Raw genomic sequence first — 26,412 nt, 5'->3', positions numbered from 1 at the left:
GATGGATTTCGTCAACGCCATCGTCCAGGTCCTGGACTCCACCATCCGCCTTTCGGTGCCGCTGCTGCTCGCCTGCCTTGCCGGGCTCTTTTCCGAGCGTTCCGGCATCTTCGATATCGGGCTCGAAGGCAAGATGCTGGTCGGTGCCTTCGCCGGCGCCGCCGCGGCCTCGGTCTTCCACTCCGCCTTTATCGGCCTTGGCATGGCCATCCTGATCTCGGTCGCCTTCGCCATGGTGCACGGCTTCGCCTCGATCACCCATCGCGGCAACCAGATCGTTTCGGGCGTGGCGATCAATTTCATCGCCGCCGGCTCGACCATCATTCTGGGCCAGGCCTGGTTCCAGCAGGGCGGGCGCACCCCGGCCTTGCAGCCCGGCGAACGGTTTGAATCGATAACGGCGGATGTGATCTCGAACTTCCTTTCCACATACAGCTTCAGCACCGCGAGCTTCGCCGATTTTCTCGCCTCGATACGCGGGCTCATTCTTTACCTGCCGGCGCTGCTGATCGATGCGCTGGCACGGATTCCCGGCTTCGGCCCGATTTTTGCCGAGCTCGTGCTCGGTCATTCGATTTTGGTCTACTTCGCCTTCGCGATGGTGCCGTTCACCTGGTGGGTGTTGTTCCGCACCCGCTTCGGCCTGCGGCTGCGCGCCGTCGGCGAGAACCCGGCAGCCGTCGACACCGCCGGCATTTCGGTCGCCTGGCTGCGTTATCGGGCGCTGATCTGCACCGGCATCCTCACCGGCGTCGCCGGCGCCTACCTGTCGATGGTGCAGAATGGCGGCTTCGTGAAGGACATGACCGCGGGCAAGGGCTATATCGCGCTGGCCGCGCTGATCTTTGCCAAGTGGAAGCCTGTCAACGCCATGTTCGCTTGCCTGCTGTTCGGCTTCCTCGACGCGGCTTCGATCCGCCTGCAAGGCTCGCCGCTGCCCATTGTTGGCAAAGTGTCGGCACAATTCATGCAGGCCCTGCCCTATGTCCTTACCGTCGTCCTGCTTGCCGGCTTCATCGGCAAGGCCATCCCGCCGCGCGCCGGCGGCGTGCCATACGTCAAGGAACGCTAATGCATGTCGCCCAAAAGTAACCTCGGTTTTGGGAACACGACATGCATAAAACAAAAAGTCAAAGCGCGTCGCCTGTATCCATTTCGGTGCGACGCGCTTTAAGGACCGATGCCTCGGCGCGAAGGACGCGCCGGGTTTTGGACATGATCATCGGAGAGAACAACTGAATGTCGCATGATCTGTTCGAAGCGGCCAAGACCGCCATGGCCAAGGCCTATGCGCCCTATTCCAAGTTTCCGGTGGGCGCCGCCTTGCGCACCGAGGATGGCCGCGTCTTCACCGGCGCCAACATCGAGGTCGCCTCCTATCCGGAGGGCTGGTGCGCCGAGACGACAGCGCTTGGCCACTACATCATGGCCGGCGGCGGCAAGATCGTGGAAATCGCGGTCCTAGCCGAACGCATGGCCAAATGCTCACCCTGCGGCGGCTGCCGTCAGCGGCTGGCCGAATTCTGCCGGCCGGATACGAAACTCTATCTCTGCGACAACACGGGCGTGGCCGAGACCGTGACCATGGGCGAGATGCTGCCCTACGGTTTTCGTGGCGACATCCTCAAATGAAGAATCGGCTCAAAATCAAGTATTGGCTCAAATGACCGGCTGGCTGCAATGACCCAGAAGACCGTGGACCATCTGATCGAGAGGCTGGACGGTCTGGCGCCGTCGACCGCAATGGTGCTCGGCTCGGGGCTCGGCGTCCTCGTCGACCGGATCGAGAACTCGATCCGTGTCCCCTATGCCGACCTGCCCGGTTTTCCGAGCAGCGGCGTCAGCGGCCATGCCGGCGAAGTGGTGGCGGGACTGTTTGCCGGCACGCCGGTGCTGATGCTTTCCGGCCGCGCGCATTACTATGAGCACGGTAACGCCGCGGCGATGCGGCCGGTGCTGGAAGTGCTTGCCGGCATCGGCATTACCAAACTGATCCTCACCAATGCCGCCGGCTCGGTCGATCCGGAGATGCCGCCGGGCTCGATAATGCTGCTCACCGACCACATCAATTTCTCCGGCAGCAATCCGCTGATCGGCGAGCCGAGCGACCGCCGCTTCGTCGGCCTGACCGAAGCCTATGATGCCGGTATCCGCAAGGCGATCGAGCATGCGGCGAAGGCGACCGGCATCGCGCTGCACAAGGGCGTCTATATGTGGTTTTCCGGCCCGTGTTTCGAAACGCCGGCTGAAATCCGCATGGCGCGCATCATGGGCGCCAATGCGGTGGGCATGTCGACGGTGCCGGAAGTCATTCTCGCCAGATTCCTTGGCCTGCGCGTCGCCGCCTGCTCGGTGATCACCAATTTGGCGGCCGGCATGACCGGAGCCGAGCTTTCGCACCAGGAGACCAAGGATATGGCGCCGGTCGGCGGCTCGCGGCTGGCGACGGTGCTGCAGTGTGTGTTCCGCGACAGGCTGCTGGAGAGCTGATGCTTCCGCAGGAAATCATCCGTCACAAACGCGACGGCCACAGGCTCTCGGCTGGTGAAATCGCCGCTTTCATAGACGGCGTGACCTCGGGTGCCGTCACCGACGGCCAGGCCGCGGCCTTTGCCATGGCAGTGTTCTTCAACGGCATGAACCGCGACGAGGCCGTCGCGCTGACGCTGGCCATGCGCGATTCCGGCGACGTGCTCGACTGGTCGGACCTGCCCGGTCCGGTCACCGACAAGCATTCCACGGGCGGTGTCGGCGACAACGTCTCGCTGATGCTGGCGCCGATCGTCGCCGCCTGTGGCGCCTATGTGCCGATGATCTCCGGCCGTGGCCTTGGCCATACCGGCGGCACGCTGGATAAGATGGACGCGATATCAGGCTATGCCAGCCAGCCCGATATCACGCTGTTTCGCCGCGCCGTGCTGGAAACGGGCTGCGCCATCATCGGCCAGACCGCCGATCTGGCGCCGGCCGACCGCCGGCTCTATGCCATCCGCGACGTCACCGGCACCGTGGAATCGGTGCCGCTGATCACCGCCTCGATCCTGTCGAAGAAACTGGCCGCCGGCCTGGGCTCGCTGGTGCTCGACGTCAAGGTCGGCAATGGCGCCTTCATGGAGAAGTCGCGCGACGCCACCGCGCTCGCCAACAGCCTGGTCGAGGTCGCCAGCGGCGCCGGGCTGAAAGTCTCGGCGCTGATCACCGGCATGAACGAGCCGCTGGCCTCGGCGGCCGGCAATGCCGTCGAGGTGCGCAACGCCGTCGATTTCCTCACCGGCCGTCTGCGCGACCGGCGGCTGGAGGATGTGACGCTGGCGCTGGCCGCCGAAATGCTGCAGTCGGCCGGGCTGGTATCGTCAAATCAGGATGGCATGCGGCGCGCCACGGAGACGCTGGCCAGCGGCCGCGCCGCGGCCACCTTCGCCCGCATGGTGGCGGTGCTTGGCGGCCCCGTGGACTTTATCGAAAAGCCGGAAAAATACTTGCCCGAAGCGGCAACGGAATTCGCGGTCAAGGCGACGACCGACGGCTTCGTCACCGGCATCGCCACCCGCGACATTGGCCTTGCGGTGGTTGCTCTGGGAGGCGGCCGCACCCGGCCCGACGACAAAATCGATCCCACGGTCGGCATCACAAGGCTGCTGCCGATAGGCGCGGAAGTACACGTCGGAGATGCTCTGGCGCTGATCCACGCCCGCTCGCCCTCCGACGCCGAAGCGGCGGCCGACGCCGTGCTCTCGGCCTATGCTGTCGGTGCTTCGAAACCACCGGCGGATAAAGCCGTGATCCGGCGGATCCTGCCGCGCGGCTAGCTACTGGACAAGCAGCAGCGTGCCATCCTCGGCCTGGTATTTGCTGAGCCGTTTAAGAAAACTCATGCCGATCAGGTTGGTCTGCAAGGCCTTGTCGTCGAGCACGATGGCCTGCACGTCATCGACGACAACGCTTCCGACCTGCAGGCGATTGATCATCACCACGGCCGCTTTGATCGTACCGTTGGCGGTGCTGACCTCGTGGCTGAAATCCGACGGATTGAGCGACAGCCCGATCCGACGCGCCGTTGACGCGTTGACGGCAACCAGGGTGGCACCGGTATCGATCATGCCGTCAACCTGGCGGCCGTTGAGCCTGAAGATCGACGTGAAGTGCCCGCGGGCGTCCGCATTGATGATCACCTTGCGGCCAGTCGCAAGCGGCGCCACAGGCTTGTCTGGAACCGATGCAAGGTTGATCTTCGGTTGCTGCCCGGCATCAGGCTTGGCAATCGTTGCCGATTTCAGCAGGTTTTCGAAGATCTGCGGATTTGACTGATAGACGACAGGGATCGACGCCGATGTGCCGGCGAAAACGCTGAGGATTAGAAGTTTGCGGAGCATGGACCGGCCTTTGTGACGGCCGATCCTTAAGCACTGATGGTGTTTGCCGCTTTAACGCCCGCCGAAACCAAGGCTTTGCGTAAACGTTTGGTAAATTATTTCGTCCCGTACATGCGGTCGCCGGCGTCGCCGAGGCCGGGCATGATGTAGCCCTTCTCGTTGAGCTGACGGTCGATGGAAGCGGTGAAGACCGGCACGTCCGGATGCGCCTTGGTGAAGCGCTCGATGCCTTCGGGCGCAGCCAAAAGGCAGAGGAACCGGATGTTGGTGGCGCCGCGCCCCTTCAGCTTGTCGATCGCCGCGATCGCCGAATTGGCGGTCGCCAGCATCGGGTCGACGACGATCACCAGACGGTCGGCAAGATCGCTCGGCGCCTTGAAGAAATATTCGACCGCTTCCAGCGTCTCGTGATCGCGGTAGAGGCCGATATGGGCGACGCGCGCCGCCGGCACCAGGTCGAGCAGGCCTTCGAGCAGGCCGTTGCCGGCGCGCAGCACCGAGGCGAAGACCAGTTTCTTGCCCTCCAGCGTCGGCGCTTCCATGGTCTCGATCGGCGTTTCGATCGTCGTCGTCGTCAGTTCGAGATTGCGGGTGACCTCGTAGCCGAGCAGCAGCGATATCTCCCGCAACAGCCGCCTGAAGCCGGCCGTCGAAGTCTCCTTCTTGCGCATGATGGTCAGCTTGTGCTGGACAAGCGGGTGGTCGACGACGGTGACGCCCTTCATGATGGTCTCCTGATGCGTGTCGCCCGAACCGCGCGCATGGATCCCCGGGGACATGTCGCGCTTCAAGCTGCCTGGGCGAACCCTAACGACAATGGGCCGGCCAAGGAACCGCTTGGCCGCCACCGACCACAGCTTTGTCGCCAGAAATCGTCGGTGAAGAAATCAACGCGCCGCGCCGTTCAGCCGGGCGAGAAGTGCCGTCTTGGTCTTTCGATCGACGAAACCGGCCTCGATGGCCGTCCGGGTGACCGTCGCGAGCGCTTTCTCATTCATCGAGAAATGCTCCGCCGCGATGTCGTATTCGCGCTTCAGCGACGTCCAGAAATACGGCGGATCGTCGGAGTTGAGCGTCACCTTGCAGCCGGCGGCCCGCAAGGCCGGGAACGGATGGTCGGCGAAACTGTCGAAGACCTTTAGCGCGATGTTGGAGCCGGGGCAGCATTCCAGCACCACGCCCTCGTCAGCGATGCGCCGGACAAGGTCCGAATTTTCGATCGCACGCACGCCGTGGCCGATGCGCGAGGGGCGGATATGGTCGAGCGCTGCCTGGACAGTCTCCCAGCCCGTCAGCTCGCCAGCATGGATGGTGATGCCAAGCCCCGCCTCGCGCGCGATCTCGACGGCCCTGACATAGTCTTCCATTTCGCCCATGCGTTCATCGCCCGCGACCCCGAAGCCGGTGACCAGCGGATGCCCGCAGCGTGCCGCGAAACGCGCCGCCTTCTCGATCGACTCGACGCCGGCATGGCGCACGCCGGTGACGATCATGCGGCCCTCTATGCCGGTCTTGGCCTTGGCGCGGAGCATGCCTTCGCCGAGCGCGTCGGTGTAGGCCTTGGGCGACAGGCCGGCTTTCGTCGCATGGTCCGGCGAGGTGAAGACCTCGGAATAGATGGCCCCGTCGCGGGCCAGGCTGGTCAGATAATGATCGGCGAGGCGGGCATAATCCTCTTCGGTGCGGAACAGATCGGCGGAAAAATCATAAGCCGCCAGGAAGGAGGTGAAATCGTGCCAGACAAACGAACCGTTCTGGATATAGGGCGAGGTGTCCTTGCCGTATTTCTGCGCCTGGCGGATGACGAGTTCTGGCGCCGCTGCCCCTTCAATGTGGCAGTGCAATTCCGCTTTCAAAGGCATTCAAACATCCCGTCGGTCAGTCCAGGTCTTGAAAACCAACCACCTGGAAGCGCGGCTGAACACCGCGCCTTAAACAATAGCGCCCACAGCATCGATCGGCTATGGTCCCGCCGGTTTTATGACGGATCAAAAAAATGTCAGTTGAGAGAACCACGGCCGCGGGCGGCATGGAAACCTCTTATGGTTTCAAGCGTGTAGGGGAAGGCGAGAAGCAGTCCCTGGTCAACGACGTTTTCCATAAGGTCGCCAACCGCTACGACCTGATGAACGACCTGATGTCGGGTGGCCTGCACCGGCTGTGGAAGGATGCCATGGTGACATGGCTCAATCCGCCGAAGCGGGCGGGCTGGAAAGTCCTGGACGTGGCCGGCGGCACCGGCGACATCGCCTTCCGCATCGTCGACGCCAGCCATGGTAACGCGCACGCCACCGTGCTCGACATCAACGGCTCGATGCTCGCTGTCGGCCGCGACCGGGCCGAGAAGAAAGGCCTGTCCGGCAACATCGATTTCGTCGAGGCCAATGCCGAGGAATTGCCTTTCACCGATGCCACATTCGACGCCTACACCATCGCTTTCGGCATCCGCAACGTACCGCATATCCATGTCGCGCTCAGCGAAGCGTTCCGCGTGCTGAAGCCCGGCGGGCGGTTCCTGTGCCTGGAATTTTCCGAGGTCGAGATGCCGTTGCTCGACAAGGTCTATGAGGCCTGGTCGTTCAACGCCATTCCCAGGATCGGCAAGATGGTCACCGGCGACGGCGAGCCCTACTCCTATCTGGTCGAATCGATCGCCAAATTCCCCAACCAGGCGAACTTTGCGTCCATGATCACCCATGCGGGCTTCGACCGCGTTTCCTTCCGCAACTATTCCGGCGGTATCGCCGCGCTTCATTCGGGCTGGAAGCTTTGAGGCTGCAGCGCATTTCCCATCCCCGATATGGCTCGCACCGGTCGCAAGGACCGGCCTGGGTGCGGCCATGAGCAGCGTCGGCGCTGGTTTCAGGCTCGCACGGGCCGGCTGGGTGCTGGTGCGCGAGGGCGTCATCGCCGCTCTGCCGGGCGAGGAATTGTCCGGCCTGCCGAAATTCGGCTGGCGGCTGGCGCGTCTATTCACCCGCCGCCGCGCGCTGGCCTATGAGCGCAGCGACCGGCTGGCCAAGGCTGTGGTGCGGCTCGGGCCCTCCTACGTCAAGCTCGGCCAGTTCCTGGCGACGCGGCCTGATGTCGTCGGCAACGACATGGCGCTCGATCTCGCCATGCTGCAGGACAAGATGCACACCTTCCCGAGGGCCGAGGCAGTCGCGGCCATCGAAGCCTCGCTCGGGCGCAAGGTGGCCGATCTCTACGCTGAATTCGGCGACCCGGTCGCCGCCGCCTCCATCGCCCAGGTCCATGCCGCCGACACCATCCATGACGGCGCCGCCACCAAGGTCGCGGTCAAGGTCATCCGGCCCGGCGTGCGCCGCCGCTTCTTCCAGGATCTCGAAAGCTATTTCCTCGCCGCCCGCCTCCAGGAGAAGTACATCCCGTCGTCGCGCCGGCTGCGGCCCGTCGAGGTGACCGAGACGCTGGCGCAGACCACCAAGATCGAGATGGACCTGCGCCTCGAGGCGGCGGCGCTCTCTGAACTCGGCGAGAACACCAGGGACGATCCCGGCTTTCGCGTGCCATCCGTCGACTGGGAGCGCACCGGCCGTGACGTGCTGACCATGGAATGGGTCGACGGCGTCAAGATGAACAACATCGCCGGGCTTGAAGCCGCCGGCCACGATCTGAAGGCGATCGCCGCCAATCTCATCCAGTCGTTCCTGCGTCATACGCTGCGCGACGGCTTCTTCCACGCCGACATGCATCCCGGCAATCTGTTCGTCGAGGCCAACGGCACCATCGTCGCCGTCGATCTCGGCATTGCCGGACGGCTCGGCAAGAAGGAGCGCCGCTTCCTCGCCGAAATCCTCTACGGCTTCATCACCCGCGACTATCTGCGCGTCGCCGAAGTGCATTTCGAGGCCGGCTACGTGCCGCGTCAACATAATGTCGCGGCCTTCGCGCAGGCGATCCGCGCCATTGGCGAGCCGATCCACGGCCAGCCGGCCGAAACCATTTCCATGGCCAAGCTGCTGACGCTGCTGTTCGAAGTGACCGAACTCTTCGACATGGCGACAAGGCCGGAACTGATCCTGCTGCAGAAGACCATGGTGGTGGTCGAGGGCGTGGCGCGTACGCTCGACCCTGCCTTCAATATGTGGAAGACGGCCGAACCGGTGGTCGGCGGCTGGATCGCCGGCAACCTTGGCCCGCGCGGCATGATGATCGACGCGCGCGACGGCGCCAAGGCGCTGCTGACGCTCGCCCGCCAGGCGCCCGAGCTTGCCGCGCGCACCGACCGGCTGTCGCGCGAGATCGACCTGATGGCCGAGCACGGCCTGCGCTTCGACGAAAGCACCGCCCGCGCCATCGGCAAGGCCGAAGCCCGCTACAGCCGCTCCGGCCGCGTGGCGTTGTGGGTGATCGCGCTGACGTTGGTCTATATCGCCTGGAAGTTGCTTTGAGCACTTTCAATGACAGCAATGCAGGCATTGCTGTCATTGAAAGCAACGCTTTCATGAACTATGTTGAGGGTAAGGAGCAAAACATGAGCACACTTACTATCCGCAATCTCGACACCAACGTGAAGCAGAAACTGCGTGAGCGAGCTGCCGTGAGGGGAGTCTCAATGGAAGAGGAAGCGCGCAGCGTTCTTGCCAAGAGTGTTCTTTCGGACGGTGTGGATCAAGACCCTCGGGGCGAGTCCCTGTACGCCGCGATTCGTAGGCTGGTTGAGCCCCATGGCGGTTTCGATATCGAGTTGCCGGAGCGCGGCCCCACGCGCGGGCCACTGAAATTTGACTAACCATGTTCGTGCTGGATACGAATGTTATTTCCGAAACCTTCAAACCACGGCCGGATGCAGGGGTGGCTACCTGGATGGATAGCTCGCTCGCGACCCGCTCATATGTCACGGCGATGACCAAGGCAGAGCTGCTCGTTGGACTTGCGAACATGCCGGACGGAAAGCGTAAAGCTGCACTGGGTAGTGTCATCGGGGCCTTTTTCACCACGTGGCTCAAGACCCCAGTGCTCGCGTTTGGAGACCGTGAGGCCGAAGCATATGCAGAGATTGTTTCGAAGAGACGATTTCTGGGACGCCCTATCCGCGAATTTGACGCACAGATCGCCTCGATTGCTCGCTCGCGAGGCTTTGCGGTAGTGACTAGAAATGTTGCTGACTTTTCCGACTGCGGTATCAACATAGTCAATCCTTGGGTGGGTGCATGAGCCTCTCCGGCAAGCGCATCCTGCTCATCATCGGTGGCGGCATCGCCGCCTACAAGGCGCTCGACTTGATCCGCCGGCTGCGCGAGCGCGGAGCTTCGGTGCGGGTGGTGATGACGGCGGCGGCACAGGAATTCATCACCACTCTGACCGCCGGCGCACTGTCGGCCGACCATGTTTTCACCGAATTGTTCGACCGCAATGACGAGCACGATGTCGGCCATATCAGGCTGTCGCGTGAGGCCGACCTTTTGGTGGTGGCGCCCGCCACTGCCGACCTGATGGCCAAGCTCGCCAACGGCCACGCCAACGATCTGGCCTCGACCGTGCTTCTGGCCACCGACAAGCCGGTGCTGATGGCACCTGCCATGAACCCGAGGATGTGGGCGCACGCCGCCACCCGCCGCAACCGTGCGACACTGGGCAAGGACGGCATCGCCTTCATCGGCCCGGGCAGAGGCGAGATGGCCGAGAGCCATGAGGCTGGCGAAGGCCGCATGGCGGAACCGCTGGAGATCGTCGCCGCGGTCGAGGCGCTGCTCGATGCGGGCCCCAAGCCGCTTGCGGGCCGAAAGATCATCGTCACCTCCGGCCCGACGCATGAGCCGATCGACCCGGTGCGCTATATCGCCAACCGTTCGTCCGGCAAGCAGGGCCATGCCATCGCGGCAGCCCTTGCCAGGCTTGGTGCCGATGTGCGCCTGGTCTCCGGTCCGGTGAGCATTGCCGACCCCGCCGGCGTGACGACCATCCATGTCGAGCGCGCGCGGGAGATGCGCGATGCGGTCGAACAGCTGCTGCCCGCCGACGCCGCGGTGTTCGTCGCCGCCGTCGCCGACTGGCGCAGCGAGAATTCAGCCGGTGAAAAGATCAAGAAGGTAGCGGGCGAAGGTCCGCCGGTGCTGCGCATGGTGGAGAACCCCGACATCCTTGCCGGGGTCGGCCATCACAGCCAGCGCCCCGGCCTGGTCGTCGGTTTCGCCGCCGAAACGCAGGATCTCCTGCGCAATGCGGAGGCCAAGCTCAGGAAGAAAGGCGCCGATTTCATCGTCGCCAACGACGTGTCGCACGAGAGCGGCATCGGCCCCTCGGGCGTCATGGGCGGTGATCGCAACCGGGTGCGGATCGTGTCCAGGGCCGGCGTCGACGAATGGCCCGAAATGACCAAGGACGAGGTGGCAACGCGGCTTGCCGCTCTCATCGCCGAGCGGTTGAAAACAACAGTCGTTTGAAAAGCGCTGGCGGTGGACAGACCACCACCAGCATCCCGCAGGCTGCGTCAGTTGGACAAAAGCTCGGCCGTGCGGGCAAGCGCCCCGCCGAAACCGTTGAGCGGAATGGAGAAGCTCACGGCCTGCCCGGTATCCGCCGCGAAGGCGTCGATCTTGAGCGTGGTGCCGTTCTTGAGCAGCGGCGTCACATTGGCGTCGAACGCCACCGGCACCAGACAGCCGACCACCTGGCAGGTGTTGAACGCCAGGCTACCGTCGAGTTTCTGGTCATCGATGGTCAGCGTGACGCCCTTGGCCAGCGCCAGGCCGAATGGCAGGGCAAGGGTGCCGGTCGCATCGTCACCGGTCTTGCTCGACAGTTCGATCGCCAGCAGACGCTGGTTGTTTTGCTTGTTGAATTGCTGGTGCGACAGGCTGCAGACCTTGTTCGTGCCCGATATCTGGCAATTGACCGTCCAGTCGCCATGCGTCTCGGACAAGGCCGATGCACCGCCGGGCAGCGTTGGCGCGTCGGCGGCGGGAGCCGGTGCCGCAGTCACCTTGTCGCCCTTGGTCTGCGCGGCCACGGCCGGCAGACCGGCAATGCAGGCCGCACCCAGCACCGCAACGAAATACGCGTATTTCCTCATCAAGACTTCTCCCGCCCGGCTCGGTCCCAAGCCAGCCTAGAAACTGACCTTAGGAGAGGCGCTGACTGCATTCTGTTTGACCATTTGCCCGAAGGCGTCGTTATACCCGACAGGCGTGCCGACGCCGTTGACGCCATTCAATTCGAGGCCGGCTCCGACGCGATAGAGCGGCGAATCGACCGCCTCCGTCAAGTGCAATGCGGGGTTGCCGGGCAAATTCTCCGCAGCCGCGAAGCGACCTTCGATCTCCCACTCCTTTGTTGGAGAACTCCACCCCGGCTTTCCATCGAGACGAATGCTGGCGACGTCGCTGAGCCGCAAACCGGAAGGACGTGGCGGAGGCATGATCGACTTCAAGCCGGGTACCGACCATGGCATCGCCGGACAAACGCCCTATATACCGATAATGAGCAGGATTTTTCGCGGGAATGACCGGATGTTTGCGCGGCGACCATCGATGAAACTCGCATCGGCGATGCTGGCCGCGACGATTGTGGTCGGCTTTGCGCTGCCTGCCTCTGCACAGGTGCTCAATTCCACCACCAGCCGCAACGGGCTGATCCAGCGGAACGACCTGCAAATCCTGCAGAACCAGATTCAGCGGCAGCAATTTCAGCAGCAGCAGCAGCAGTATCGTGCCCAGGACCGCGTGATCGTCCAGCCGCCGCCGCCGGTGGTGCCGCAGGCCAGGCCGACCTGCCAGACGCAGATAATCGGCAGCACCGCCGTGAGCACCTGCCGCTGACAGGCGAGCTCCTGCTTTTATTTAGCCGACTTACGTGATAGGGGCGTCCGGGTACCCGTGTGGCAGTTTGGGTTTTGCAAAGGCGCCGCATCACGCTATGGGGCACTGCACGACTGGATTTTTACGCATGGCAGCCACCAGGAAAAAGGCCGTACGCCGAGCCAAGAAGGGCGAACGAATCCGCCAGGTGGCGGCTATCCCCTTTCGGCTGAACGCCGATGGCGGCATCGAGGTGATGCTGGTCACCTCACGGACCACGCAGCGCTTCATCGTCCCCAAGGGATGGCCGATGAAAGGCAAGAGCGGCCGCAAGGCAGCCGCCATCGAGGCGATGGAAGAAGCCGGCGTGCTCGGCAAGACCCTGAAGGAGCCCGCGGGCACCTATTCCTATTGGAAGCGACTGACCAACCGCTTTGTCCGCGTCGACGTGATCGTCTATCTGCTCGACGTGACGGAAGAGCTTGTCAACTGGCAGGAAGCCAAGCGGCGCCAGCGGGCCTGGCTCGCGCCGGCCGACGCCGCAATGCTCATCGACGAGCCCGATCTCTCGACGCTGGTGGCGACCTTGAAGCTTCCCGAACTGGCGCCGCAGGGCCAGGCGTAAGCAATTCCAGGAAAGCCGATAGTGCTTCCCCCAGGAATTGCGCCAGGGCAAATAACTCCGTGCTTCATTCGCCAGCGTCGTCCTCTCCCGGAAACGGCCTCGGCGGCGTGCCAGTATAGGCCCACAGCCATTCGCGTGGCAGCGGCCCCTTGTTGCGCTCGCTCTGCTGCGATTGTTCCCAGGCATGCGCCAAGATGCCGACGGAACGCGACAGCACGAAGAGCCCGCGCGTCAGCGGTGGCGGAAAGCCGAGTTCGCCATAGATGACGGCCGTGGCGCCATCGATATTGAGCGGGATTTTTCTGCCTTTACGCCGCGCGACATCGGCCTCGATCGCCTCGGCGATATCGGCGAACCGGCCACTAACCACGCCCCGCGCGGCAAAGGCGCGGGTCAGTTCGAGCAGCCGCGGTGCGCGCGGATCGATCGGGTGAAAGCGGTGGCCGAGCCCCGGCACATAATCCTTTTCGCCGACAAAGAACCGGTCGAGCCGTGCCGAGACCGCCCCGTCGAGCGTCGCCCCGCCATCGATCGCCACGGCGATATCGCCATAGAACGACAGCGCCTGTTCGCCGGCGCCGCCATGCACGTCGCCGAGCACGTTGATGGCCGAGGCCATGACGCTATTGATGCCAACGCCGCAGGTCGCCGCCATGCGCGCGATGGCGATTGACGGCGCCTGCGGTCCGTGGTCGACGGCGGCACCCAGCGCGATGCCGAGCAAGGAGGCCTGATCCTCGCTGGGCAATTCGCCACGCAGCATCAGCCAGACGACTGCCGGGAAGCTGGCGCGACCGATCAGGTCCTGGATTTCATAGCCGCGCAGCCGGATGATGCCGGGGCTCATCTCGATGATTGCGGTCTGCCACCATTCCTCGCCCAGTTCACGGCCTGACTTCTTCTCCGCGCCGCTCATGCCCGTGCTCCGGCCTTGGCACGCGGCGGCAGACCGGCGAAAATCTCGTCCCTATGCGCGTTGAGCGCTGGTGGCGGCTTCGTCGGCAAAGGCGCCTCACCATCGACCATGAAGCCTCCACGCAGCACGGTCAGCGGCGTATCCATCCCGGCAACATCGTCAAAATTCGCTGTCACCTGACGTTCCAGCACTTGCGGCTCGGCCAGCACTTGCGGGATCGTCAGCACCCTGCCCGCCGGCACGCCGGCGCGGTTGAGCGTCTCTTCCCAGGCAGCCGCCGGCGCGGCCCTCAGGGCGTCCTCGATCTCGGCCTTCAGCGCCGCACGGTTCTTCTTGCGCGTCTCGCGCTCCGCGAAGCGAGGATCGGACGCCAGTTCCGGCCGCCCGATCAGCCGGCAAAGCGTCACGAACTGCTCCTGCTTGTTGGCGGCGATGTTGAGCAACCCATCGCTGGTGCGAAAGGCGCCCGACGGCGCCGCCGTCATGTTCTCATTGCCCATCGGCTTGGGATCGAGCCCTGCCGTCAGATAGTTCGACACCGGCCAACCAAGCGCCGAAAGCGTGCATTCGAGCATCGACACGTCGAGGAAGGCGCCCTCGCCCGATGCCTTCTGCCTGACCAGCGCCGACGCGACCGCGAAGGCGCCGACCAGCCCGCCCAGCGTGTCGGCGACCGGATAACCGACGCGCAGCGGCGCCGTTTCCGGCGTGCCGGTGATGCTCATGATGCCGGAAAGACCCTGGATGATCTGGTCATAGGCGGGATTGTCGCGCATCGGCCCGGTCTGGCCGAAACCCGATATCGCGCAATAGATGAGACCGGGGCGGACCGCCTTCAGCTCGATATAGCCGAGGCCGAGCCGATCCATCACGCCGGGTCGGAAATTCTCCACCAGCGCATCGGCACTGGCGACAAGGTCGAGGAAGCGCTCGCGATCGGCTGCCGTCTTCAGGTCGAGCGTGACAGATCGTTTGCCGGCGTTCTGTGCCAGGAAGGAGGCGCCCATGCCGGCCTGGTTGAGCTTTGGCGAACCGCCGAGCTGGCGCGCCAGGTCGCCGCCTTGCGGCGCCTCGACCTTGATCACGTCAGCCCCCAGCAGCCCCAGCTGATAGGCGCAATAAGGCCCGGCCAGGACATTGGTCAGGTCGAGCACGCGGATACCGGAAAGCAGGTCGGTCATATCTTCTCAAATCGGTCAGGCATCGCCCGGCACATGCTCTGGTCCGTGCCGCCGGCGATGTTCGATGAAGGCCCAGATATGCGGTCCGACCAAGCCGATGAAGGCGAGCGTCAGCAGCGTCAGCGACAGCGGATGCTTGTAGAACACCGACCAATCGCCATTCGAGATGGTCATTGCCCGGCGGAACTGGGTTTCGGCGAGCGGTCCCAGGATCATGCCGATAATGACGGGCGCGGTCGGGAAATCGAAACGCCGCATCAGGAAGCCGGCCGCTCCCAGGAGATAAAGGATGACCAGGTCTATCGGCGATTGCGAGATGCCATAAGTGCCGACGGTCGCGAACACCAGGATGCCGGCATAGAGCTGCGGCGCCGGGATCTTCAGCAGCCGCACCCACAGTCCGATCAATGGCAGGTTGAGGACGACGAGGATGACGTTGGCGATGAACAGGCTGGCGATCAGCCCCCAGACCAGATTGGCCTGCGTCGTCAGAAGCAGCGGTCCCGGGTTGATGCCATAGCTCTGGAACGCCGACAGCATGATCGCCGCCGTTGCCGAGGTCGGCAGGCCGAGCGTCAGCATCGGCACCAGCACGCCGGCGGCGGACGCATTGTTGGCGGCCTCGGGACCCGCAACGCCCTCGATGGCGCCGACCGTGCCGAACTCCTGCTTGTGCTTCGACAGTTTCTTTTCCACGGCGTAGGACAGGAAGGTCGGGATTTCGGCGCCGCCGGCCGGCATGGCGCCGATCGGGAAGCCGATCGCCGCACCGCGCAACCAGGCCTTCCACGAGCGGCCCCATTCGGCCGCTGTCATATAGAGCGAACCCTTGAGCGGTACGATCTCGTCCTTGCCGGCATAGCGGCGCGATGCCATGTAAATCGTCTCGCCGACGGCGAACAGCCCTACGGCGGCGATGATGACGTCGACGCCGTCGAGCAGTTCGGTCGAGCCGAAGGTGAAGCGCGGCTGGCCGGTCTGCAGGTCGACGCCGATCATGCCGATGACGAAGCCGGCAAACAGGCTGGTGAGCCCGCGTACCGACGATGAGCCGAGCACGGCCGAAACCGTGATGAAGGCCAGCACCATCAGCGAGAAATATTCGGCCGGGCCGAAGGCCAGCGCGAACTTGACCACCACCGGCGCCAGGAAGGCGACGCCCAGCGTGCCCAGCGTGCCGGCGACGAAGGAGCCGATCGCCGAGGTGGCGAGGGCCGCGCCGCCACGCCCGGACCGCGCCATCTTGTTGCCTTCCAGGGCGGTGACGATGGTGGCGCTCTCGCCTGGCGTGTTGAGCAGGATCGATGTCGTCGAGCCGCCATACATGGCACCGTAATAGATGCCGGCGAACAGGATGAAGGAGGCTTCCGGCGCCACCTGGTAGGTGATCGGCAGAAGCAGCGCGATGGTCAGTGCCGGCCCGAGGCCGGGCAACACGCCGATGGCGGTGCCGAGCGTGGTGCCGAGCAGGCACCACATCAGGTTCATCGGCGTAAAAGCGACCGAGAAGCCGTGAGCGAGATGGCTAAGCGTTTCCATGGCGTCAGCCTCCCAGCGCGCCGACGATCGTATCGATCGCCGCGTTCAGCTGGTTCTCGATGAAACCGGCGCCGATGTTGACGCCGAGCGCCCTGGCGAAGCCGAAATAGGCCGCCAGCGCCAGGATTAGGCCGGTGAGCGCATCGCGCAGCGTATGCCTGCTGCCGAAGCCGTAGCAGACGAGAACGAACATGATGACCGATGCCGCGGTGAAGCCCAGCGGCCGGATGAGCAGCAAATTGGCCAGAAGGCCGATGATGACGAAACCCATCGCCTTCCAGTCGGTCGGTGTCTCCTTTTCTTCCTCGGGCTGCCAGCCGCCGCGAAACGCCGCGACGATGAGCAGCAGCGAGAGCACCGCCAGGCCGACCATGGTGAGATAGGGGAAGACGGTCGGGCCGACCTTGGAATAGAGCGGCGACACCGGGATCGCCAGCGTCTGCCAGGCCACGGCACCGGCACAGGCGAGAACGCCGATGCCAACAAGCAATTCCGGTACGGCAAGTCGTGATGGCGCCGCCGACTGGTTGATGGTGCTCATGAATGTCCTCCCAAGACAGCCGGCATCCGCCAGCGGCTTCACGTACCTTCACGCGTTGACTGACCGCACTCGCTCCTGCGATCGGCTCGACCTGAAAACTGAGGGACGGCTCGCGCCGCCCCCTTGGGGAAAATCAGGCGAGGCCGAGATCCTTGAGGATGGCTTCGATGCGTGCCGAATCCTCGGCGACGAATTTCGCATAGTCGTCGCCGGTGAGGAGGATGGATGTCCAGTTGCGGTTCTTGCATTCGGTCGCCCAGGCATCGCTCTTGGCCATGGCCTCGACCATCGTGATCATCGCCGCCTTGTCCGCGTCGGACACGCCGGGAGGCGCGAAAACCCCGCGCCAGTTGAACAGTTCTTCATCGATGCCGGCTTCCTTCAGCGTCGGCGCATCGATGCCGTCCTGGCGCTTGTCGGCCGAAATGGCCAGCAGCCTGAGCGCGCCGGCCTTGACCTGTTCGGAGAATTCGCCAAAGCCTGAGATGCCGGCCGCCACCTGATTGCCGAGCAGCGCCGAGAGGGCCTCGCCGCCACCGGCGAACGGCACATAGGACAGATTGGCCGCCGGAACGCCGACCGTCTTGGCGATCAGGCCGAACAGGATGTGATCGGAGCCGCCGGCCGAACCACCGGCGACGGGAACCTTCGTCGGATCGGCCTTGAGCGCGGCGACGAAATCGGCGGCGGTCTTGAATGGCGATTCCGCCGGCACCACCAGGGCCTCGAATTCCCCGGTGAGACGGGCGATCGGCGTCACCTGCGTCAGATTGTTGGCGGCCTTGTTGGCGATGATGGCGCCAACCATGACCATGCCGCCGACCATCAGCGAATTGCCCTTGCCGTTCCACTGGCTGATGAACTGCGGCAGCCCGACCGTGCCGCCGGCACCGCCGACATTGGTGATCTGCGAGCCGGAGATCAGCTTCTCTGAGCGCAGCACCTGATCCATCGTGCGCCCTGTCTGATCCCAGCCGCCGCCGGGAGCGGCCGGCACGAAAATCTGGATCTGCGGTGCGCCTTCGGCGAAAGCGGGCGTGTGATGAAGTCCTGCAAGGCCGGCAGCGCCTGCCGCCGCCGTGCTCATCAAAAATCTGCGTCTGTTCAGCATGGGATTCCTCCAGATCACGACACCTCCTCCGGTGCCTGCCAAACGCGCCTGCATTCACAGACCCGTGATCGAGTTCAAGCAGATGTTACCGAGTTCTGTCAACGGGAACGATATTCTGCTGGACAGAACACCCCTGATGGCGCGACAGAGTGGCTCCGCTCGGGTTTCACCGAACTGGGAACCGCAATGGACTTGCCAGACAGATCGACTGATGTGGAAAACCGGCTCGCGTCGGCCGAAGGTGTTGCGGCCCTGGATCGGGCGATCGCCATCCTCGATGCCTTCACCACGGCTGACCGTTCGCTCAGCCTGGCCGGACTCGCCGCCCGCACCGGCCTTTACAAGAGCACGATCCTGCGGCTGGCGAACTCATTGCTGCGCGGGCAATTGCTCGAGCGCCTGGACGACGGGCGCTACCGGGTCGGGCCGGCTGCATTCCGGTTGGGCGCGCTCTATCAGCGTTCGGTCGTGGCGGTCGACATCCTGCTGCCGATCATGCGCGACCTCTCCGAGCGGAGTTGGGAAAGCGTTGCCTTCTATGTCCGTTCAGGCGATGTCCGCACCTGTCTCTACCGCGTCGAATCCAAACATCCGATCCGCTACACCATTCGCGAGGGCGACGTCTTGCCCTTGCTTGTCGGCTCGGGCGGACGCGTGCTTGCGGCGTTTTCCGGCCAGCCCGGTGAACCCTACGAAACCATCCGAAAAACCTGCCACTGCCTTGCCGTCGGCGATCGCGACCCCGACACGGCGGGTGTCTCGGCGCCGGTATTCGGACCGGGACACATCCTGCTCGGTGCATTGACGCTGGCTGGCCCGAGCACGCGCGTCGATGCCGCCTTCCTTCAACGCATGAAACGTCCGTTGCTCGAGGCGGCGGCCCGCGCCACCCGCGCCTTCGGCGAGGATGCCTCGCTGCTGGAACAGGCAAGTCTTGCCGCGTAGGCTCAGCCCAGCCCGCGTTGTTACGGGCCGGTAAAAGACCGATACGCTTCGAATACAAACCGATTCAACTTTAAGCAGTCACTTGACGTCGCGTAATATTCGGCTGCGCCGGCAAGAAAAGTCGTCTTAGAAAACGAAACCATTTATTTGCTGTTAAGCCCCTCATGATACCCGGTTTGTTGTCGCCATCGAGCGACATGTGGGGAAGAAAATCGTCTCAACCGGCGGATGAAACAGTCGGACAGACGCTGACAGGATCATGGCACGTCCATGAAGTCTATGAAGCTGTCATCGATAGACGCCAGCCCCCGTCTTCTCGGGCTCGTCTGGCCGTTCATCGCCGTCGTCCTGATCCAGGCGCTGGTCGCCAGCCTCAGCCTCTACACCCTTTCGGCGGTTCGCGCCTATGTCGGCGGCGAAAGCCATTGGTCCAAGGGGCAAAAGCACGCCATCTATTTCCTCAGCCTTTACGCGGACACCGGCAATGATCAATTCTTCGGCGAATATCGCCAAGCGATAGCCGTTCCGTTGGCCGACCGCTCGGCCCGCCTGGCGCTCGAGCAGCCCACCCCCGATGCGGAGGCAGCGCGCGCGGGCTTTCTGCAGGGCAGAAATCATCCGGACGACGTCGCCGGGCTGATCTGGCTGTTCCAGAATTTCCGGAATTTCAGCTATCTCGACACAGCCATCCGGGACTGGGCGGCGGCCGATACGATGATCCTCGCCATCCAGCGGCTCGGCGACACGATGCATGCGACGCTGGTGAAGGGGCCGGCGTCGGCGGCGGAGATCAGCGCCTGGAAGGCGGAAATCCATCGGCTCGACCGTCAGGTCACGCCATTGTCCAAGGCCTTCTCGGACAGTCTGGGCGAGGGATCGCGCTTCATCCGGAGGCTACTCACCTTTGCCAATCTCGTCACCGCCGCCTCGTTGATCCTTCTTGCCGTTTGGCGCACGCGCAAGCTCTTGGCGCAACGCCAGGCCTTCCAGTTGGCGCTCAATGCCGAGCGCGAGCGCGCCCAGGTCACGCTTGCTTCGATCGGCCAGGCCGTTATCAGCACCGGCCGTGACGGGCGGCTGGACTACATGAACGCGGTTGCCGAAAAACTGCTGGCCTGCCCGTTCGGCACCGCCAGGGGCAGACCGATCGCATCGCTGTTTCGTCTCGTCGACAAGGACACCAGTGTGGAGGAAACGCAGCTGATTGAGCGTCTCCTGGCCGGCGAAGCGCGCCGTTCCAGCGCCCGTCCGCAATTGCTGCAGCGGCCAGACGGGTCCGTCGTTCCCGTCGCGCTGACCGGCGCGCCGCTGCTTGTTGCCGGTGAGGTCGTCGGCGCCGTGCTCGCCTTCCACGACATGACGCGCGAAGAGGACTATATCGAGCGGCTCTCATGGCAGGCCTCGCATGATGCGTTGACCGGGCTCGCCAACCGGCGCGATTTTGAAAGCCGGCTGGAAAGGGCGATCGTCGATTTGCAGGGCCAGCCCCGGCAGCACGCTTTGATGTATCTCGATCTCGATCAGTTCAAGCTCGTCAACGATACGTGTGGCCATGCCGCGGGCGACCAGTTGCTGCGCCAGATCTCGGCACTGCTGACCCACGAATTGCGGCCGTGTGACGTGTTGGCACGATTGGGCGGCGACGAGTTCGGCGTGCTGCTGGTCGATTGTGAAGCCGATGATGCGGCCGACATCGCCGAACGGCTGCGCGCGGGCGTGCAGGACCTGCATTTCGCCTGGGACGGCAGGCCCTTCAACACCAGCGTCAGCATCGGCATGGTTGAGATCGCCAACGCGCAGGTGACGATAGAGGAGACACTGCGGGCCGCCGATGTCGCCTGCTACATGGCCAAGGAGAAGGGCCGCAACCGCGTCCAGATCCACAGCGACGGCGACATGGCCTTGCGAGAGCGTTTCGGCGAGATGACGTGGGTACAGCGCCTGCACGCCGCTTTGGAGCAAAACCGCTTCAGGCTGCATGCCCAGGAAATCCGGCCGCTCAACGACGACGTCGCCGAGGCGGGCGCGCATATCGAGATCCTGTTGCGGCTGACCGACGAGGACGGCAGCTTCGTCACCCCGCAGAGCTTCATTCCGGCTGCCGAGCGCTACGGCCTGATGCCGTCGATCGACCGCTGGGTGGTGCGCAACACCTTCCGCATCCTGGCCGCCCGGCAGGCGGATCCGGGCACGCCGCCGATCGCCACATGTGCCATTAATCTCTCCGGCGCGACCTTCGGCGACGAGACTTTCCTCGGCTTCCTGCTGGAGCAATTCCTCGTCCACCGCATTTCGCCTGCCATGATCTGCATGGAGATCACTGAAACCAGCGCCATCGCCAATCTCACCAACGCCATGCGCTTCATCGCCGATCTGCGCGGGCTTGGCTGCCGTTTCGCGCTCGACGATTTCGGCTCCGGCATGTCATCCTTCGCCTATTTGAAGCATCTGCCGGTCGACTACCTCAAGATCGACGGCAGCTTCGTCAAGGACATGCTGGACGACCGCATCGACCGCGCCATGGTCGAGATGATCCACCACATCGGCAAGGTCATGGGAAAGCGCACCATCGCCGAATTCGTCGAAAGCGACGGTATCGCCGCCGCGCTGAAGGCGATTGGCGTCGACTATGCCCAGGGCTATGGGATCGCCAGGCCGAAACCATTCGATGCTTCGATGGTGCTGCTTGGCCGTGGCGTCACGCCAGCCGCCGGGAGCGCCGATCCATGGGCCGACGTGGCGCGGAAGCTGCGCCGCAAGGCCGGCTAGCCCGGGAACCGCAACCCAGTTTAGGACAGCCGCTCCAGCAGGACGGTCGGGGCGTCGTGATAAGTGGTTCGCAGCACTTCGCGATAACCGACCTTGCCAGCCACATTCAACGAGGCGATGTTCTCGGGATCGATGATGCAGACGGTTCTCGCCCGTCCGAATGTTTCCTCACCCCAGGCCAGGATACGGCCGACGACCTCGGTGGCAAGGCCGGCACCGTGCACGGCCGGAGCCAATGCCCATCCGGCCTCGGGAATGCCTTCGATCGGCGGCTCGATGTCGCGCTTCAGATCGTGAAACCCGGCCTCGCCGACGAAGCGGCCCGTCGCCTTGTCCTCGATCGCCCAGAAGCCGTAGCCGAGCAGCGACCACAGGCCGGCGTGACGCAGGAAGCGCATCCAGCTTTCCTCGCGCGTACGCGGCTTGCCGCCGATGAAACGGGTGACGGCCGGATCGGCCCACATGGCGACATAGGCATCGAAATCGTCCAGCCGGTGCGCCCGCAGGATGGTTCGTTGCGTCTCGATGACGGGGGCGACGGTCGGTTGGCTGTTGTTCATGGGACTGCCTCGCTGATGGTGCCTGCGCTTAGCAAATCGCCCCTGCGGTGCAAGGGCCAGCGGAAGATGCGCCATCATCCAGGCAAGCAGCGACGGACAACGTTCAGAAGCGGCGAGTCCGTCATGGGAATTCTGCCCGGCGGTGTTAGGTTCCAGGCATGCTGATTCAGCAGCTGCCGGCGTGGGATCTTTCTGACGCCGCTGGTGCTCAAACCCGAGGGAAGAAGCATGGAAACGACCGACCTTGCGCTTGCCATTGTCCATCACCTGCTGGTGTTTTCCCTGGCAGGCATCATCGGCGCCGAATTCGTTCTGATCCGCGGCGACCTGCCCGCGGCGACGCTCAAGCGGCTCGCCGGCATCGACCGTCACTATGGTATCATCGCCGCGCTGATCATCATCGTCGGCATCGGCCGCGTCTTCTGGAGCCTGAAAGGTTGGGAGTTCTATATCCACAACTGGGTGTTCTGGGCCAAGATGGCGGCCTTCGGCGTTGTCGGCCTGCTATCGATCGTCCCGACCGTGCGCTTCATTTCCTGGAACCGGCAGGCTGGCGCCAATCCCTCCTTCGCTGTACCCGCGAGCGAACTGGTCTCGGTCAATGCCTATATCCGCGCCGAGGCCTTCGTCTTCCTGCTGATTCCGGTCTTCGCGGCGGCGATGGCGCGCGGTTACGGCATTTGATTTTCCGCTGAAGCCGTTTCAAGCGAAGCGATCGGCACCAGCGGCGCCGGCACGTCGGTCGTCTTCTCCTCGGCTTTGCAGATATCGGCGATGACGCAGGCCGGGCAGTCCGGCTTGCGCGCCTTGCAGATATAGCGGCCATGCAGGATCAGCCAGTGATGCGCATGGCGCATATATTCGTCCGGGATGATCCTGAGCAGCCCTTGCTCGACCTGCTCAGGCGTCTTGCCAGGCGCCAGGCCCAGCCGGTTGCCGATGCGGAAGATATGCGTGTCGACCGCCATTGTGTGCTGGCCGAAGGCCATGTTGAGCACGACATTGGCGGTCTTGCGCCCGACGCCCGGCAGCTTGACCAGTTCATCGCGGTCATCAGGCACCGCGCCGCCATGGTCGCGTATCAGCGCTTGCGACAGCGCAATCACGTTCTTGGCCTTGTTGCGCCAGAGCCCGATGGTTCTGATGTATTCGCCGACCTTTGCCTCACCCAGCGCCAGCATTTTCTGCGGTGTGTCGGCGACCTTGAACAGCGCCCGTGTCGCCTTATTGACGCCGGCATCCGTCGCCTGCGCCGAAAGCACCACCGCCACCAGCAGGGTGAAGGCGTTGACATGTTCGAGTTCGCCCTTCGGCTCCGGCCGCTGGACGCAGAAGCGCCGGAAGATCTCGTGCACTTCGGCCGGACTGTAGCGCGACGTCCGCCGCACCGGCCGTGCGCGGGGCTTGGCGTTCGAGCCATCGCGTCGGCCGGGCAACAGCTCTTTTTTGGGCATCGGAGACTCTTTGGACTTGGGGCTCGCCATTCCCTTCCTATAATATCCAGTCATGAGCGACACAAACGCCTCATTCCAGGCCGACGAACCCTTCTTCCGCGCATTGCTGACCCCGCACCGGTCGCTGGGCAGGACGGGTTTCCTGGTCCTGATGAGCGCGCTGCTGTTCGGCTGGCTGGTGACAGGTGCATTTTTCCTGTCGCGTGGCGCCTGGCCGGTGTTCGGCTTCTTCGGCCTCGACGTGGTCGCCGTCTACGTCGCCTTCCGCGCCAACTACCGCGCCGCCCGCGCCCGTGAGGAAGTGTCGGTCTCGCGCACCAGCCTCGACATCCGCAAGACAACTCCCTCGGGAAAATCGGAAGCGCACCGCTTCAACCCGTTCTGGGCACGATTCTCGGTCGCCCGGCACGCCGAGATCGGTATCACCAAGATGACGGTCGAAGGGCAAGGCCAGAACGTGCCGATCGGCGGCTTCCTCGATCCTGAGTCCCGCGAGAGCTTTGCCACCGCCTTTTCGCGGGCGCTGGCGACCGCCAAGACGCGCTAGAAGCAATTCCCGGAAAAGTGTGAAGCGGTTCCCTAGAAAAGCGCGCAGCGCTTTCCCTTGGGAATTGCGACAGACAAAGTGCTTAGAACCGATACCGCAAAAGCCTGCCGACCTTGCGCAGCGCCGGAATGTGCTTCCAAAGGCGAACGAACAGTTTGGCGGACCAGCCCATGCGGGCGGCGTGTTCAGGCTTGTAGGCGGAAATGTCCTCGACGAACCGCAGCTTGGGAACCGCCTGCTCCAGCTCGTGCGGATCGTCGATCGCCCAGTGAACTTCTGCGCCCGTCGCCTTGATGGTCGGATTGAGGCGAAGCAACGTCAGGCCGAAACGACTATAGGCGTCGAACATCAACTCGCCGCCGGCAAGATGCGAGACAAGCCGAGAAACCAGACGCAGCCCCTCGTCGGCGGGGAGATAGGGCGTCAGCCCCTCCGCCACGACGATGGCCGGGCGGTTGCGAGGCACTTCAGCCAGCCAGCCGGGCTCGGTCACCGACGAAGCGATGAGGTGGTAATGGTCGCGCGACGGGTAGAGCTTGTGCCTGAGCTCGATAACTTCTGGATAGTCGACATCGAACCAGTCCACGCCCGGTCGCGGATCCACACGGAAGATGCGCGTATCGAGCCCGCAACCCAGATGCAGCACGATGGCGCCGGGATTTCTCGCCAGGAAATCCTCGACACGAACGTCCAGTGTCTTGGCCCGGATCGCCAGGCCGATGCCGAGATTCTCGTCGACCTTGAGCCTGGCAAAATCATAGTCGATCTTGCGCACCGCCTTGTCGGCGAAATGATCACCGAGCAGCGAATCGGGCAGCCGGCTTTCCAACGCCTTGCCGTAGAGCGTCATCAGCAAGGTTTCCCTTGCCCCGGTCAGATGCACTTTCTCGCCGGCCATGAGCGACTCCTCGCAAGAGCATGATCCCGAAATGTGGATGCCGGGTTTCGGAAAAGATCATGCTCGAACACAAAGATAGAGCCCCATCCCGACACGTCGGGATGGAACAGGCTCACGAAACCCGAGTCTATCTGGGTATGCGCGGCAAGAAGGCAAGTTTCGGGTGGCGATCGGCGCCCCAAGGGGCGATATTCCTGGCCAAGGAGACAGTCCGATGAGCACACAGACAGCAGTCCTCAAGAAGGACATCACGCCGCAAGGCAGCGACTATGAGATCGTGCGCCGCGCCATCGAGAAGATCAGCCTCGACTACCGCGACCAGCCCTCGCTCGAGGAGCTTGCCGAGGAGGTCGGCGAGACGCCGACTGGTCTGCAGAAACTTTTCACCCGCTGGGCCGGCCTGTCGCCAAAAGCGTTCCTGCAGGCGGTGACGCTGGATCACGCCCGCCGGCTGCTCGATTCCGGCATGCCGCTGCTCGAAACCTCGTTCGAACTGGGCATGTCCGGTCCCGGCCGGTTGCATGACCTGTTCGTCACCCATGAGGCGATGTCGCCGGGCGACTACAAGACGCGCGGCGCCGGTCTCACCATCCGCTACGGCTACCATCCCTCGCCTTTCGGCACCGCCCTGATCATGGCCACCGACCGTGGCCTTGCAGGCCTCGCCTTCAGCGATCCAGGCGAGGAACGCGCGTCGTTCGCCGACATGTCCAGCCGCTGGCCGAACGCCATCTATGTCGAGGACATGGCGACCGGTCCCTATGCCGCGCGCATCTTCGACCAGACGCTGTGGCGCCCCGACCAGCCGCTGCATGTCGTCATGATCGGCACCGACTTCCAGGTTCGCGTCTGGGAGGCTCTGCTGCGGATTCCGATGGGCAAGGCCCGCACCTATTCCTCGATCGCCGCCAGCATCGGCGCGCCGAGCGCCAGCCGGGCAGTCGGCGCCGCCAATGGCGCCAACCCGCTCTCCTTCGTCGTGCCTTGCCACCGCGCCATCGGCAAGTCCGGCGACCTCACCGGCTATCACTGGGGCCTGACTCGCAAACGCGCCATATTGGGCTGGGAGGCGGGGCAAGTGTCATCCTGAATATCGATTTTTCAATCTTCAGCGAACGAATATATGAATATTCGCATCTCTAAGTATTAGTACGATTTATTCTACGAATTTCGGATTACAACCTGAGACA

Annotated in this window: 29 protein-coding genes; 16 read left to right on the top strand and 13 right to left on the bottom strand. The window is 63.8% G+C overall.

The genetic code is table 11. The annotated features are described in order from the left end of the window. The first annotated feature begins 1 nt into the window (after nt 1). The 4 genes from EB233_RS09490 (at nt 2) to deoA (ending at nt 3,809) form a co-directional block, all read left to right on the top strand. Nucleotides 2–1,072 carry an ABC transporter permease gene (locus tag EB233_RS09490; RefSeq protein ID WP_064992029.1) on the top strand — a complete coding sequence of 357 codons (1,071 nt, stop codon included), beginning with the start codon at nt 2–4 and terminating at the stop codon, nt 1,070–1,072. A gap of 167 nt (nt 1,073–1,239) precedes the next feature. Then, a complete protein-coding gene (gene cdd / locus EB233_RS09485; protein WP_064992028.1) occupies nt 1,240–1,632 on the top strand; it encodes a cytidine deaminase in 393 nt (130 codons plus the stop codon). Nucleotides 1,633–1,680: 48 nt separating this feature from the next. Continuing rightward, nucleotides 1,681–2,490, top strand: coding sequence for a purine-nucleoside phosphorylase (locus EB233_RS09480; protein ID WP_064992027.1), 810 nt, complete (start codon nt 1,681–1,683; stop codon nt 2,488–2,490). Further along, a complete protein-coding gene (gene deoA, locus EB233_RS09475; RefSeq protein ID WP_064992026.1) occupies nt 2,490–3,809 on the top strand; it encodes a thymidine phosphorylase in 1,320 nt (439 codons plus the stop codon). The genes EB233_RS09480 and deoA overlap by 1 nt, the downstream gene beginning before the upstream one ends. On the opposite strand, the gene EB233_RS09470 is transcribed toward deoA, so the two are convergent. From EB233_RS09470 to EB233_RS09460, 3 genes are all read right to left on the bottom strand, one after another. After that, the gene (locus tag EB233_RS09470) at nt 3,810–4,373 is read right to left on the bottom strand and encodes a TIGR02281 family clan AA aspartic protease (protein ID WP_064992025.1); all 564 of its coding nucleotides are present in this window, start codon (nt 4,371–4,373) and stop codon (nt 3,810–3,812) included. Nucleotides 4,374–4,468: 95 nt separating this feature from the next. Continuing rightward, nucleotides 4,469–5,098, bottom strand: coding sequence for a uracil phosphoribosyltransferase (gene upp, locus EB233_RS09465; RefSeq protein WP_010911460.1), 630 nt, complete (start codon nt 5,096–5,098; stop codon nt 4,469–4,471). A gap of 162 nt (nt 5,099–5,260) precedes the next feature. Beyond that, on the bottom strand, nt 5,261–6,235 hold the full coding sequence (locus EB233_RS09460) for an adenosine deaminase (RefSeq protein WP_064992024.1): 975 nt from the start codon (nt 6,233–6,235) through the stop codon (nt 5,261–5,263). A gap of 134 nt (nt 6,236–6,369) precedes the next feature. Between EB233_RS09460 and ubiE the strand changes: the two genes are divergently transcribed. The 5 genes from ubiE to coaBC all read left to right on the top strand — a co-directional run bounded on the left by ubiE (nt 6,370) and on the right by coaBC (nt 10,783). Continuing rightward, nucleotides 6,370–7,146 carry a bifunctional demethylmenaquinone methyltransferase/2-methoxy-6-polyprenyl-1,4-benzoquinol methylase UbiE gene (gene ubiE, locus EB233_RS09455; RefSeq protein WP_064992023.1) on the top strand — a complete coding sequence of 259 codons (777 nt, stop codon included), beginning with the start codon at nt 6,370–6,372 and terminating at the stop codon, nt 7,144–7,146. Nucleotides 7,147–7,213: 67 nt separating this feature from the next. Further along, nucleotides 7,214–8,788 (top strand): 2-polyprenylphenol 6-hydroxylase, encoded by a 1,575-nt coding sequence (ubiB, locus tag EB233_RS09450; RefSeq protein ID WP_064992022.1) that lies wholly within the window; start codon nt 7,214–7,216, stop codon nt 8,786–8,788. Next, entirely contained in the window at nt 8,785–9,129 is a 345-nt protein-coding gene (locus tag EB233_RS09445; protein ID WP_244277823.1) for a FitA-like ribbon-helix-helix domain-containing protein, read from the top strand. The genes ubiB and EB233_RS09445 overlap by 4 nt, the downstream gene beginning before the upstream one ends. A 2-nt stretch (nt 9,130–9,131) precedes the next feature. Next, nucleotides 9,132–9,554 (top strand): type II toxin-antitoxin system VapC family toxin, encoded by a 423-nt coding sequence (locus EB233_RS09440; RefSeq protein ID WP_064992021.1) that lies wholly within the window; start codon nt 9,132–9,134, stop codon nt 9,552–9,554. Then, the gene (gene coaBC, locus EB233_RS09435; RefSeq protein ID WP_064992020.1) at nt 9,551–10,783 is read left to right on the top strand and encodes a bifunctional phosphopantothenoylcysteine decarboxylase/phosphopantothenate--cysteine ligase CoaBC; all 1,233 of its coding nucleotides are present in this window, start codon (nt 9,551–9,553) and stop codon (nt 10,781–10,783) included. Before EB233_RS09440 ends, coaBC begins: the two co-directional genes overlap by 4 nt. 47 nt (nt 10,784–10,830) lie before the next feature. Here coaBC and EB233_RS09430 read toward each other — a convergent pair whose 3' ends face one another. Together EB233_RS09430 and EB233_RS09425 are read right to left on the bottom strand one after the other, a co-directional pair. Next, nucleotides 10,831–11,412, bottom strand: a complete 582-nt coding sequence (locus tag EB233_RS09430) for an invasion associated locus B family protein (protein WP_027056653.1) — start codon at nt 11,410–11,412, stop codon at nt 10,831–10,833. A 36-nt stretch (nt 11,413–11,448) separates the two neighbouring features. Further along, a complete protein-coding gene (locus EB233_RS09425) occupies nt 11,449–11,769 on the bottom strand; it encodes a hypothetical protein (RefSeq protein WP_155765450.1) in 321 nt (106 codons plus the stop codon). Between EB233_RS09425 and EB233_RS09420 the strand changes: the two genes are divergently transcribed. Both EB233_RS09420 and EB233_RS09415 read left to right on the top strand, forming a co-directional pair. Beyond that, nucleotides 11,756–12,157 carry a hypothetical protein gene (locus EB233_RS09420; RefSeq protein ID WP_244277822.1) on the top strand — a complete coding sequence of 134 codons (402 nt, stop codon included), beginning with the start codon at nt 11,756–11,758 and terminating at the stop codon, nt 12,155–12,157. The genes EB233_RS09425 and EB233_RS09420 overlap by 14 nt on opposite strands. Before the next feature lie 127 nt (nt 12,158–12,284). After that, the gene (locus EB233_RS09415) at nt 12,285–12,761 is read left to right on the top strand and encodes an NUDIX hydrolase (RefSeq protein ID WP_064992019.1); all 477 of its coding nucleotides are present in this window, start codon (nt 12,285–12,287) and stop codon (nt 12,759–12,761) included. 64 nt (nt 12,762–12,825) lie between these two features. Here the strand turns inward: EB233_RS09415 and EB233_RS09410 are convergent, their stop codons facing one another. The 5 genes from EB233_RS09410 to EB233_RS09390 form a co-directional block, all read right to left on the bottom strand. Then, complete coding sequence (locus tag EB233_RS09410) at nt 12,826–13,677, bottom strand: citryl-CoA lyase (protein ID WP_064992018.1); 852 nt, start codon at nt 13,675–13,677, stop codon at nt 12,826–12,828. After that, nucleotides 13,674–14,858, bottom strand: coding sequence for a CaiB/BaiF CoA transferase family protein (locus EB233_RS09405; RefSeq protein WP_064992017.1), 1,185 nt, complete (start codon nt 14,856–14,858; stop codon nt 13,674–13,676). The genes EB233_RS09410 and EB233_RS09405 overlap by 4 nt, the downstream gene beginning before the upstream one ends. 15 nt (nt 14,859–14,873) lie before the next feature. Continuing rightward, nucleotides 14,874–16,397 (bottom strand): tripartite tricarboxylate transporter permease, encoded by a 1,524-nt coding sequence (locus EB233_RS09400; protein WP_064992016.1) that lies wholly within the window; start codon nt 16,395–16,397, stop codon nt 14,874–14,876. 4 nt (nt 16,398–16,401) lie between these two features. After that, nucleotides 16,402–16,938 (bottom strand): tripartite tricarboxylate transporter TctB family protein, encoded by a 537-nt coding sequence (locus EB233_RS09395; RefSeq protein ID WP_064992015.1) that lies wholly within the window; start codon nt 16,936–16,938, stop codon nt 16,402–16,404. 133 nt (nt 16,939–17,071) lie between these two features. Further along, complete coding sequence (locus tag EB233_RS09390) at nt 17,072–18,049, bottom strand: Bug family tripartite tricarboxylate transporter substrate binding protein (protein ID WP_064992014.1); 978 nt, start codon at nt 18,047–18,049, stop codon at nt 17,072–17,074. 186 nt (nt 18,050–18,235) lie between these two features. On the opposite strand from EB233_RS09390, the gene EB233_RS09385 reads away from it, so the two are divergent. Together EB233_RS09385 and EB233_RS09380 are read left to right on the top strand one after the other, a co-directional pair. Continuing rightward, entirely contained in the window at nt 18,236–18,994 is a 759-nt protein-coding gene (locus tag EB233_RS09385) for an IclR family transcriptional regulator (protein ID WP_064992013.1), read from the top strand. 279 nt (nt 18,995–19,273) lie between these two features. Next, nucleotides 19,274–21,763: an EAL domain-containing protein gene (locus EB233_RS09380; RefSeq protein WP_208986342.1), complete on the top strand. Its 2,490-nt coding sequence runs from the start codon at nt 19,274–19,276 to the stop codon at nt 21,761–21,763. Between the two features lie 20 nt (nt 21,764–21,783). Here EB233_RS09380 and EB233_RS09375 read toward each other — a convergent pair whose 3' ends face one another. Then, nucleotides 21,784–22,323, bottom strand: coding sequence for a GNAT family N-acetyltransferase (locus EB233_RS09375; RefSeq protein WP_064992011.1), 540 nt, complete (start codon nt 22,321–22,323; stop codon nt 21,784–21,786). Between the two features lie 228 nt (nt 22,324–22,551). Between EB233_RS09375 and EB233_RS09370 the strand changes: the two genes are divergently transcribed. After that, on the top strand, nt 22,552–23,007 hold the full coding sequence (locus EB233_RS09370; RefSeq protein WP_064992010.1) for a DUF2214 family protein: 456 nt from the start codon (nt 22,552–22,554) through the stop codon (nt 23,005–23,007). On the opposite strand, the gene nth is transcribed toward EB233_RS09370, so the two are convergent. Next, complete coding sequence (gene nth, locus EB233_RS09365) at nt 22,995–23,807, bottom strand: endonuclease III (protein WP_064992009.1); 813 nt, start codon at nt 23,805–23,807, stop codon at nt 22,995–22,997. The genes EB233_RS09370 and nth overlap by 13 nt on opposite strands. Nucleotides 23,808–23,829: 22 nt before the next feature. Here nth and EB233_RS09360 point away from each other — a divergent pair, with 22 nt between their 5' ends. Then, nucleotides 23,830–24,324, top strand: coding sequence for a DUF2244 domain-containing protein (locus EB233_RS09360; protein ID WP_064992008.1), 495 nt, complete (start codon nt 23,830–23,832; stop codon nt 24,322–24,324). A gap of 82 nt (nt 24,325–24,406) precedes the next feature. Here the strand turns inward: EB233_RS09360 and EB233_RS09355 are convergent, their stop codons facing one another. Continuing rightward, complete coding sequence (locus EB233_RS09355; RefSeq protein WP_064992007.1) at nt 24,407–25,222, bottom strand: class I SAM-dependent methyltransferase; 816 nt, start codon at nt 25,220–25,222, stop codon at nt 24,407–24,409. 214 nt (nt 25,223–25,436) lie between these two features. Between EB233_RS09355 and EB233_RS09350 the strand changes: the two genes are divergently transcribed. Beyond that, the gene (locus EB233_RS09350; RefSeq protein WP_064992006.1) at nt 25,437–26,312 is read left to right on the top strand and encodes a methylated-DNA--[protein]-cysteine S-methyltransferase; all 876 of its coding nucleotides are present in this window, start codon (nt 25,437–25,439) and stop codon (nt 26,310–26,312) included. Nucleotides 26,313–26,412 lie beyond the last annotated feature (100 nt).

It is taken from the genome of Mesorhizobium erdmanii, from assembly GCF_013170725.1.
GTDB classification, from domain to species: Bacteria; Pseudomonadota; Alphaproteobacteria; order Rhizobiales; family Rhizobiaceae; genus Mesorhizobium; species Mesorhizobium erdmanii.
This window is presented reverse-complemented; position numbering and strand designations above follow the sequence as displayed.

Coding starts and splice junctions, on each gene's coding strand:
- EB233_RS09430 (WP_027056653.1), bottom strand. CDS start 11,412: ATGAGGAAATACGCGTATTTCGTTGCGGTGCTGGGTGCGGCCTGCATT.
- ubiB (WP_064992022.1), top strand. CDS start 7,214: ATGAGCAGCGTCGGCGCTGGTTTCAGGCTCGCACGGGCCGGCTGGGTG.
- EB233_RS09405 (WP_064992017.1), bottom strand. CDS start 14,858: ATGACCGACCTGCTTTCCGGTATCCGCGTGCTCGACCTGACCAATGTC.
- EB233_RS09490 (WP_064992029.1), top strand. CDS start 2: ATGGATTTCGTCAACGCCATCGTCCAGGTCCTGGACTCCACCATCCGC.
- upp (WP_010911460.1), bottom strand. CDS start 5,098: ATGAAGGGCGTCACCGTCGTCGACCACCCGCTTGTCCAGCACAAGCTG.
- EB233_RS09350 (WP_064992006.1), top strand. CDS start 25,437: ATGAGCACACAGACAGCAGTCCTCAAGAAGGACATCACGCCGCAAGGC.
- cdd (WP_064992028.1), top strand. CDS start 1,240: ATGTCGCATGATCTGTTCGAAGCGGCCAAGACCGCCATGGCCAAGGCC.
- EB233_RS09355 (WP_064992007.1), bottom strand. CDS start 25,222: ATGGCCGGCGAGAAAGTGCATCTGACCGGGGCAAGGGAAACCTTGCTG.
- EB233_RS09390 (WP_064992014.1), bottom strand. CDS start 18,049: ATGCTGAACAGACGCAGATTTTTGATGAGCACGGCGGCGGCAGGCGCT.
- EB233_RS09480 (WP_064992027.1), top strand. CDS start 1,681: ATGACCCAGAAGACCGTGGACCATCTGATCGAGAGGCTGGACGGTCTG.
- EB233_RS09415 (WP_064992019.1), top strand. CDS start 12,285: ATGGCAGCCACCAGGAAAAAGGCCGTACGCCGAGCCAAGAAGGGCGAA.
- EB233_RS09375 (WP_064992011.1), bottom strand. CDS start 22,323: ATGAACAACAGCCAACCGACCGTCGCCCCCGTCATCGAGACGCAACGA.
- EB233_RS09440 (WP_064992021.1), top strand. CDS start 9,132: ATGTTCGTGCTGGATACGAATGTTATTTCCGAAACCTTCAAACCACGG.
- coaBC (WP_064992020.1), top strand. CDS start 9,551: ATGAGCCTCTCCGGCAAGCGCATCCTGCTCATCATCGGTGGCGGCATC.
- EB233_RS09400 (WP_064992016.1), bottom strand. CDS start 16,397: ATGGAAACGCTTAGCCATCTCGCTCACGGCTTCTCGGTCGCTTTTACG.
- EB233_RS09460 (WP_064992024.1), bottom strand. CDS start 6,235: ATGCCTTTGAAAGCGGAATTGCACTGCCACATTGAAGGGGCAGCGGCG.
- ubiE (WP_064992023.1), top strand. CDS start 6,370: ATGTCAGTTGAGAGAACCACGGCCGCGGGCGGCATGGAAACCTCTTAT.
- EB233_RS09420 (WP_244277822.1), top strand. CDS start 11,756: ATGATCGACTTCAAGCCGGGTACCGACCATGGCATCGCCGGACAAACG.
- EB233_RS09410 (WP_064992018.1), bottom strand. CDS start 13,677: ATGAGCGGCGCGGAGAAGAAGTCAGGCCGTGAACTGGGCGAGGAATGG.
- EB233_RS09470 (WP_064992025.1), bottom strand. CDS start 4,373: ATGCTCCGCAAACTTCTAATCCTCAGCGTTTTCGCCGGCACATCGGCG.
- EB233_RS09370 (WP_064992010.1), top strand. CDS start 22,552: ATGGAAACGACCGACCTTGCGCTTGCCATTGTCCATCACCTGCTGGTG.
- EB233_RS09380 (WP_208986342.1), top strand. CDS start 19,274: ATGAAGCTGTCATCGATAGACGCCAGCCCCCGTCTTCTCGGGCTCGTC.
- deoA (WP_064992026.1), top strand. CDS start 2,490: ATGCTTCCGCAGGAAATCATCCGTCACAAACGCGACGGCCACAGGCTC.
- nth (WP_064992009.1), bottom strand. CDS start 23,807: ATGGCGAGCCCCAAGTCCAAAGAGTCTCCGATGCCCAAAAAAGAGCTG.
- EB233_RS09360 (WP_064992008.1), top strand. CDS start 23,830: ATGAGCGACACAAACGCCTCATTCCAGGCCGACGAACCCTTCTTCCGC.
- EB233_RS09395 (WP_064992015.1), bottom strand. CDS start 16,938: ATGAGCACCATCAACCAGTCGGCGGCGCCATCACGACTTGCCGTACCG.
- EB233_RS09385 (WP_064992013.1), top strand. CDS start 18,236: ATGGACTTGCCAGACAGATCGACTGATGTGGAAAACCGGCTCGCGTCG.